The following is a 5,523-nucleotide window of genomic DNA, read 5'->3' on the forward strand; positions in this document are numbered from 1 at the left end:
GGCTGCCGCTGGCGAGGGTCTTGCCGTCGGGGCTGAACGCCACCGACTCGACGGAGGCCTCGTGTCCGAGGAGGCCGTTCACGGGGTGGAGGGCGAGGGCCTCGCGCTCGTCGCCGTCCAGGGAGAGGACGGCGGCCGTCCCGCCGGCGGCAGCCGCGAGCGCGGCGAGCCCGCCGAGGACGAGCGCCCGCCGGCTCGGTCCCCGCCCGGTGCCGGTGCGGCCGGGGGCGTGCCGTCCGGGGTCCTCGACGGTGGGGCCGGTGTGCTGCCCCGCCGTCGGGGCGGCGGGGGCGGTGGGGGCCGGGGCAGCGGCGGGGGCCGGTGCGGACCCGGCTGCGGCTGCGGTTACGGGCTCCGGTGCCGGTACCGGTTCGGGTTCGGGCCGGGGTGCGGGTACGGGCGCTGCCGCCGGAGCCGGAGCCTCGGTCAGCAGGGCGCGGAGCCGGGTCGTGGTGGTCTGGGCGTCGGGGCGTTCGGCGGGGTCCTTGGACAGCAGGGCGGCCACCAGCTCCACCAGGGCCGGCGGCAGGTCCGGCCGTACGGAGTCCAGCGCGGGCGGGGTCTCGTCCAGGTGCTGCCGCATCAGCACCCACACCTGCCCGGCGGCCGGGAACGGCGGGGCCCCGGTCAGCAGGGCGAACAGCACGCACCCCAGCGCGTACAGGTCGCACCGGGCGTCGACGTGCTCGCCGCGCCACTGCTCGGGCGCCATGTAGGCGGGGGTGCCGAAGACCCGGCCGGTGACGGTGAGTCCGCCGGTGCTGTCGGCGGTGCGGGCGATGCCGAAGTCACAGATCTTCAGGCGGTCGCCGGTGGTGAGGAGGAAGAGGTTCGCGGGCTTGAGGTCCCGGTGCACCACCTTCTGCGCGTGCGCGGCGGCCAGGGCCTCCGCCGCCTGGAGCGCCAGATCGAGCGCCTCGGGTACCGGTAGCCCCTCGCCCGGGGTGCGGGCCAGCAGGTGGGCGAGGTCCTCGCCCTCCAGGAGCTCCATCACGATGAAGAGGCGGTTCTCGTGCTGGCCGATGTCGTGGACGACCGTGATCCCGGGGTGCTGGAGCCGCGCCCCGATGGCCGCCTCGCGCCGGAAGCGGCCCAGCAGCTCGTCGGACGCGTCGAACTCCAGCAGTACCTTCACCGCCACGGGCCGGCCGAGGTCGGCGTCGAACCCCCGCCAGACCTCCCCGATCCCGCCCTGTCCGAGCCGCACGTCCAGCCGGTACCGCCCGGCCAGGCGTTCCCCCGCCCTCATGGTTCCCCCCAGTTGCGCAACGACCGCTGTGGCAGGGGTCATTGTTCAACACGCGGTGCGCCGGGGGCAGACGGGATCGCGGGCCCGGGGTCCGGGTCATCCGGGATCCGGCGGCGCCCGACGTAAACCAACCCCCTACCCCCGCTTCGGCGGCTGCCCACTCACATGGGTGAACTGTTCCAACTCGGCTCGCTCCCGGGGGTGACCGCCTGGCTGAAGCGGGGCGCGGAGCCCGAGGCCGTGCGGCGGGTGCTCGTCGGTGCCGCACCTGCCCGCCCGAGGACCTGGCCACCGCCGCGTAGAGCCGCCACCGCGGGTCCGGGCGCCCGGGCCGGGATGCCAATGGGGTGAAAACCGGCAGCGCGGGCGTGGTCCGGCGGCGGAGCCCGGGGGGCCGACAGTAACTGTGTGGTCCGTGACGATTCTTGTGCGGTCTCCGGAGGAGGAAGCCGGCGAGGCCGGAGAAGGGGCCGGGTCCGGGGGAGCCGGGCCGGGCGCCCTGTCCAGGGCGGCCGCCGTCGCGTGGGTCTGGCCGGCGCTGACCGCGCTGCTCCTGTCCCTCGCCGGGATCGACGGCACGCTCCTGGGCACCGACGAGCTGGTCACCTGGGAGGTGAGCAGGCGCAGTCCGCAGGAGATCCGGGCCCTGCTGCACCACGTCGACGCGGTGCACGGCAGCTACTACTTCCTGATGCACGGCTGGACGGCCGTGTTCGGGGACTCGCACCTGTCCCTGCGCATGCCCACGGTCCTGGCCGTGACCGCGACGGCCGCCCTCGTCACGCTGACCGGGCGCCGGCTCTTCGGGCAACGGGCCGGGCTGTGCGCCGGGTCGCTCTTCGCGGTGCTTCCCGCGGCGAGCCGGTTCGCCCAGGAGGCGCGTAGCTACGCGCTGGTGATGCTGGTCGCGACCCTGGCCACGTTCCTGCTGCTCAGGGCGCTGGACGGGTCCCGCCGGCCGTGGGGACGGGCGGCGCGGTGGACGGCGTACGGGCTGTGCCTGGCCGTGCTGGGGCTGCTGCACCTGATCGCGCTCACGATCGTGCTGTGTCACGCTCCCGCGGCGGTCCTGCGGGCCCGCCGTACGGGCCGGGGCCTGTGGTCCTTCCTGCTCGCGGGCTCGGCGGCCGCCGTGTGCGTACTGCCGGTGTTCCTGCTCGGCAGGTCGCAGGCCTCCCGCCAGCTGTTCTGGCTGCCGAAGCCGGACGCCTGGGGCCTGGTCGAGATCTGGCCGCAGCTGTTCGCCTCCGCCCTGTGCGCCGGAGCGGTGATCGCGCTGGCCGCCCTGGCGTGGCGGGAGGACCGCGAGAACGTCCTGCTCTGCTCCGCCGTCGCCGTGCTGCCGCCGTTCGTGCTGTGGGCGGCGTCGCACGGCGAGGTCTCCTACTTCCGCTACCAGTACGCGCTGTTCACCGTGCCGGCCTGGGCGCTGCTGGCGGGGGCGGGGCTCGCCGGGGCGACCCGGTCCCGGCGGGCCGCGGTCGCGGTCCTGGCCGTGGTCGCGCTGCTGGCGCTGCCCGATCAGCGCAGGGTCAGGAGCCCGTTCGAGCACGACGTCCCGCACGCCGCGGACTACGCCGGTGCGGCGCGGACCATCGAGAAGTACTACCGGCCGGGGGACGCCGTGGTCTACGTCCGGGGCGCCCCCTGGATGCTGGACCAGGGGCTGCGCTACTACCTCAAGCCCGGGGTGGACCCGCGGGAGGTCTTCCTCGCCAGGTCCGCGGCCGACAACGACGAGCTGTTCCCGGTCTACTGCCCGGTGCCCGTCCGGTGCCTGGCGGGGGAGAGCCGGATTTGGGTGGTGGTGCCCGGCAGTGACGCCGACGTGCTGCAGGCGGTCCCCAAGGAGCAGGCCGCGGCGCTGCGTTCGCGGTACACCCTCTTCGGCACGGAATCCCTCAGCGGTCTGACGGTCGGGCTGCTGGAACGCAAGCCGGCCGGGGCGCCCGGGGCCTCCTAGGCGTCCACCGGGTGCCAGGCCGGGCCGGCGGCGGTGTCGCGGACGTGGCCGAAGACCACGTCGGCGAAGTGGACGCCGAAGCCGATCGTGTCCGGCTGCGACAGTTCGGCCACCAGGCGGTGGCGGTGGCCGGCGGTGGCGGTCAGGTCGTGGTCGAAGCCCGCGGACCAGGAGGGGTGGGCGGCCTGGAGCGGGGAGTGCATCGCGTCGCCGAAGGCGATCAGCCGGCGGCCGCCGCCCGTGACGACGTACTCGGCGTGCCCGGCGGTGTGGCCCGGGTGGATGCGCACGCGCACGCCCGGGAAGACCTCCTCGCCGTCGGTGATCGTGCGGACGTTCTTGGAGAGGGCCGCCGTCACATGGGGCTGCACGGCGTCGCGGGCTTCCCACTCCGGCCCGGAGAGCAGGAACTCGGCGTGGCCGAGGAGGGGTTCGCAGGCCCAGCCGGTGTGGTCGGGGTGGAGGTGGGTGAAGGCCACCGCCTCGATGTCCTCGGGCCGGCGGCCGAGTGCGGCCAGGCTGTCGGGGAGGGCGCCGCCGTGGGCCGAGTGCAGGGGGCCGTCCGGGGTCTCGAAGGCGTGCGGGCCGATGCCGGTGTCGATGAGGAGGGCGCGGCCGCCGTGTTCGACGAGGAGGGCGCCGAGGCTGCCGGTCAGGTGGCCGGTCTCGTCGAGGTACTCGGGGTGCGCGGTCCAGGTGGCGGCGGTGGTGTCGGGGAGCAGGGCCGACGGGCGGAAGCGGGCGGCGCCGTCAGGGAGGTAGGTCACCTTCGTCTCGCCCAGGTGGAGGGTGCGGATGCCCGAGGGGCGGCTCAGTCGGGTGTCGTGCTCGGGCATTTCTTCTCCCTGGTGAGGTGGGGGTGCCGGTGTCGGTGCCGGTGCTGGTGTCCGGCGTTGATCACCATAAACATCAAGCTTGAATCATTCAAGCTGTAAATGTTTTGGCTTGATGGGGTTGTTAGGCTGGACGGCATGACGAAGTCCCCGGAGCCGCAGTCGCGGGCCGTCGCCGAACGGCAGCTGTGCGGCCTGGTCGACGGGCTCGCCCAGCGGATCGCCGAGCACGTGCGGGAGCGGGCCGCCACCCTGGGCCTGACCGCCTCCCAGGCGACCGCGCTGCGGGAGATGAGCGGGTCGATGACCATGCGGGAGCTCGCCGAGCGGATGAACTGCGAGCCCTCGAACGCCACCTTCGTCGTGGACCGCCTGGAGAAGCAGGGGCTGGTCGAGCGGCATCCGCATCCCACCGACCGGCGCGCCAAGCTCCTCGTCCTGACCGGCGAGGGCACGGCGCTGCGTACCCGGCTGCTCGACCTCCTGCACGTCGACTCGCCCGTGGCGTGCCTCGCGCCGGAGGAGCAGCGGGTGCTGCGCGACCTGCTGGAGCGGGCCGTCACCGGCGCCTGAGGGCCGCCGTGAGACGGTGGTCGTGAACCGATGGCTCGGGACCGCGCGACGCACCGGAGGGCAGCTCATGAGAATCCACCTCACCCACGTCTTCGTCGACGACCAGGACAAGGCCCTGCGCTTCTACACCGACGTGCTGGGCTTCGTGAAGAAGCACGACGTCCCGCTCGGGGGCACCGACCGGTGGCTGACGGTGGTCTCACCGGAGGATCCCGACGGGACCGAGCTGCTGCTGGAGCCCTCCGGGCACCGTGCGGTCGGGCCGTACAAGACGGCGCTGGTCGAGGACGGCATCCCGGCGGCCTCCTTCGCCGTGGACGACGTGCACGCGGAGTTCGCGCGGCTGCGCGGGCTCGGGGTGCGGTTCGCGCAGGAGCCGGTGGAGACGGGCCCGGTGACGACGGCGGTCCTGGACGACACCTGCGGCAACCTGATCCAGCTCGTGCGGGCCGCCGCCCAGGGGTGAACCGCGGCCCTGGGGGGCGGGACCCCGCTCCGCTCGCCGGCGTGGACGAGGGTCAGGGGCGGGCGTACGAGCCCAGGCCGACCAGGCAGTACACGTACTCGTTGAGGACGCTCGTGCCCAGGGTGTAGCGGTACGAGAATCCGTACTCCGTATCGGGGTTCTGGTCGCAGCGGCTCATGTCCGAGGTTCCCGGGAAGCGCTCGATGACCCGGTAGTGGGCGTCGTCGGCCCCGCAGGAGACCTCGTGGACCCCGGTGACGCGGGTCGCCGTCGTCGAGTCCGGCAGCTGCCCGTTGAGGCAGGTCCCCTCGTCGAAGGGGCGGGGGGCCTCGGTGGTCGGGGACGGGGAGGGGAGGTCGTACGTCGGGGCGGCGGCCGGTTCGCTCGCCGGGGGGCTGGTGTACGTCGGCGGGGTGTCCGTCGGCGTGGGGTGTGGGGT

Annotated in this window: 6 protein-coding genes; 3 read left to right on the forward strand and 3 right to left on the reverse strand. The window is 74.2% G+C overall.

Annotated features, from left to right (window positions below; genetic code table 11):
- On the reverse strand, window positions 1-1,249 hold a 1,249-nt coding region (locus tag VR44_RS22610), incomplete at its 3' end, for a serine/threonine-protein kinase (protein ID WP_169791031.1).
- 415 nt (window positions 1,250-1,664) lie between these two features.
- Here VR44_RS22610 and VR44_RS22615 point away from each other — a divergent pair.
- Entirely contained in the window at window positions 1,665-3,212 is a 1,548-nt protein-coding gene (locus VR44_RS22615; RefSeq protein WP_157880378.1) for a glycosyltransferase family 39 protein, read from the forward strand.
- On the opposite strand, the gene VR44_RS22620 is transcribed toward VR44_RS22615, so the two are convergent.
- Window positions 3,209-4,048, reverse strand: a complete 840-nt coding sequence (locus VR44_RS22620) for an MBL fold metallo-hydrolase (protein ID WP_045949405.1) — start codon at window positions 4,046-4,048, stop codon at window positions 3,209-3,211. The two genes, VR44_RS22615 and VR44_RS22620, sit on opposite strands and share 4 nt — an antisense overlap.
- Before the next feature lie 135 nt (window positions 4,049-4,183).
- Between VR44_RS22620 and VR44_RS22625 the strand changes: the two genes are divergently transcribed.
- Window positions 4,184-4,618, forward strand: a complete 435-nt coding sequence (locus VR44_RS22625; protein ID WP_045949406.1) for a MarR family winged helix-turn-helix transcriptional regulator — start codon at window positions 4,184-4,186, stop codon at window positions 4,616-4,618.
- Window positions 4,619-4,685: 67 nt separating this feature from the next.
- On the forward strand, window positions 4,686-5,084 hold the full coding sequence (locus VR44_RS22630; RefSeq protein WP_045949407.1) for a VOC family protein: 399 nt from the start codon (window positions 4,686-4,688) through the stop codon (window positions 5,082-5,084).
- A gap of 52 nt (window positions 5,085-5,136) precedes the next feature.
- On the opposite strand, the gene VR44_RS22635 is transcribed toward VR44_RS22630, so the two are convergent.
- Window positions 5,137-5,523, reverse strand: a 387-nt coding sequence (locus tag VR44_RS22635; RefSeq protein WP_425424522.1) for an LppU/SCO3897 family protein, incomplete at its 5' end; no start/stop codon positions are given.

Origin of the sequence: Streptomyces katrae (assembly GCF_000966975.1) — a bacterium.
Lineage (GTDB): Bacteria > Actinomycetota > Actinomycetes > Streptomycetales > Streptomycetaceae > Streptomyces > Streptomyces katrae.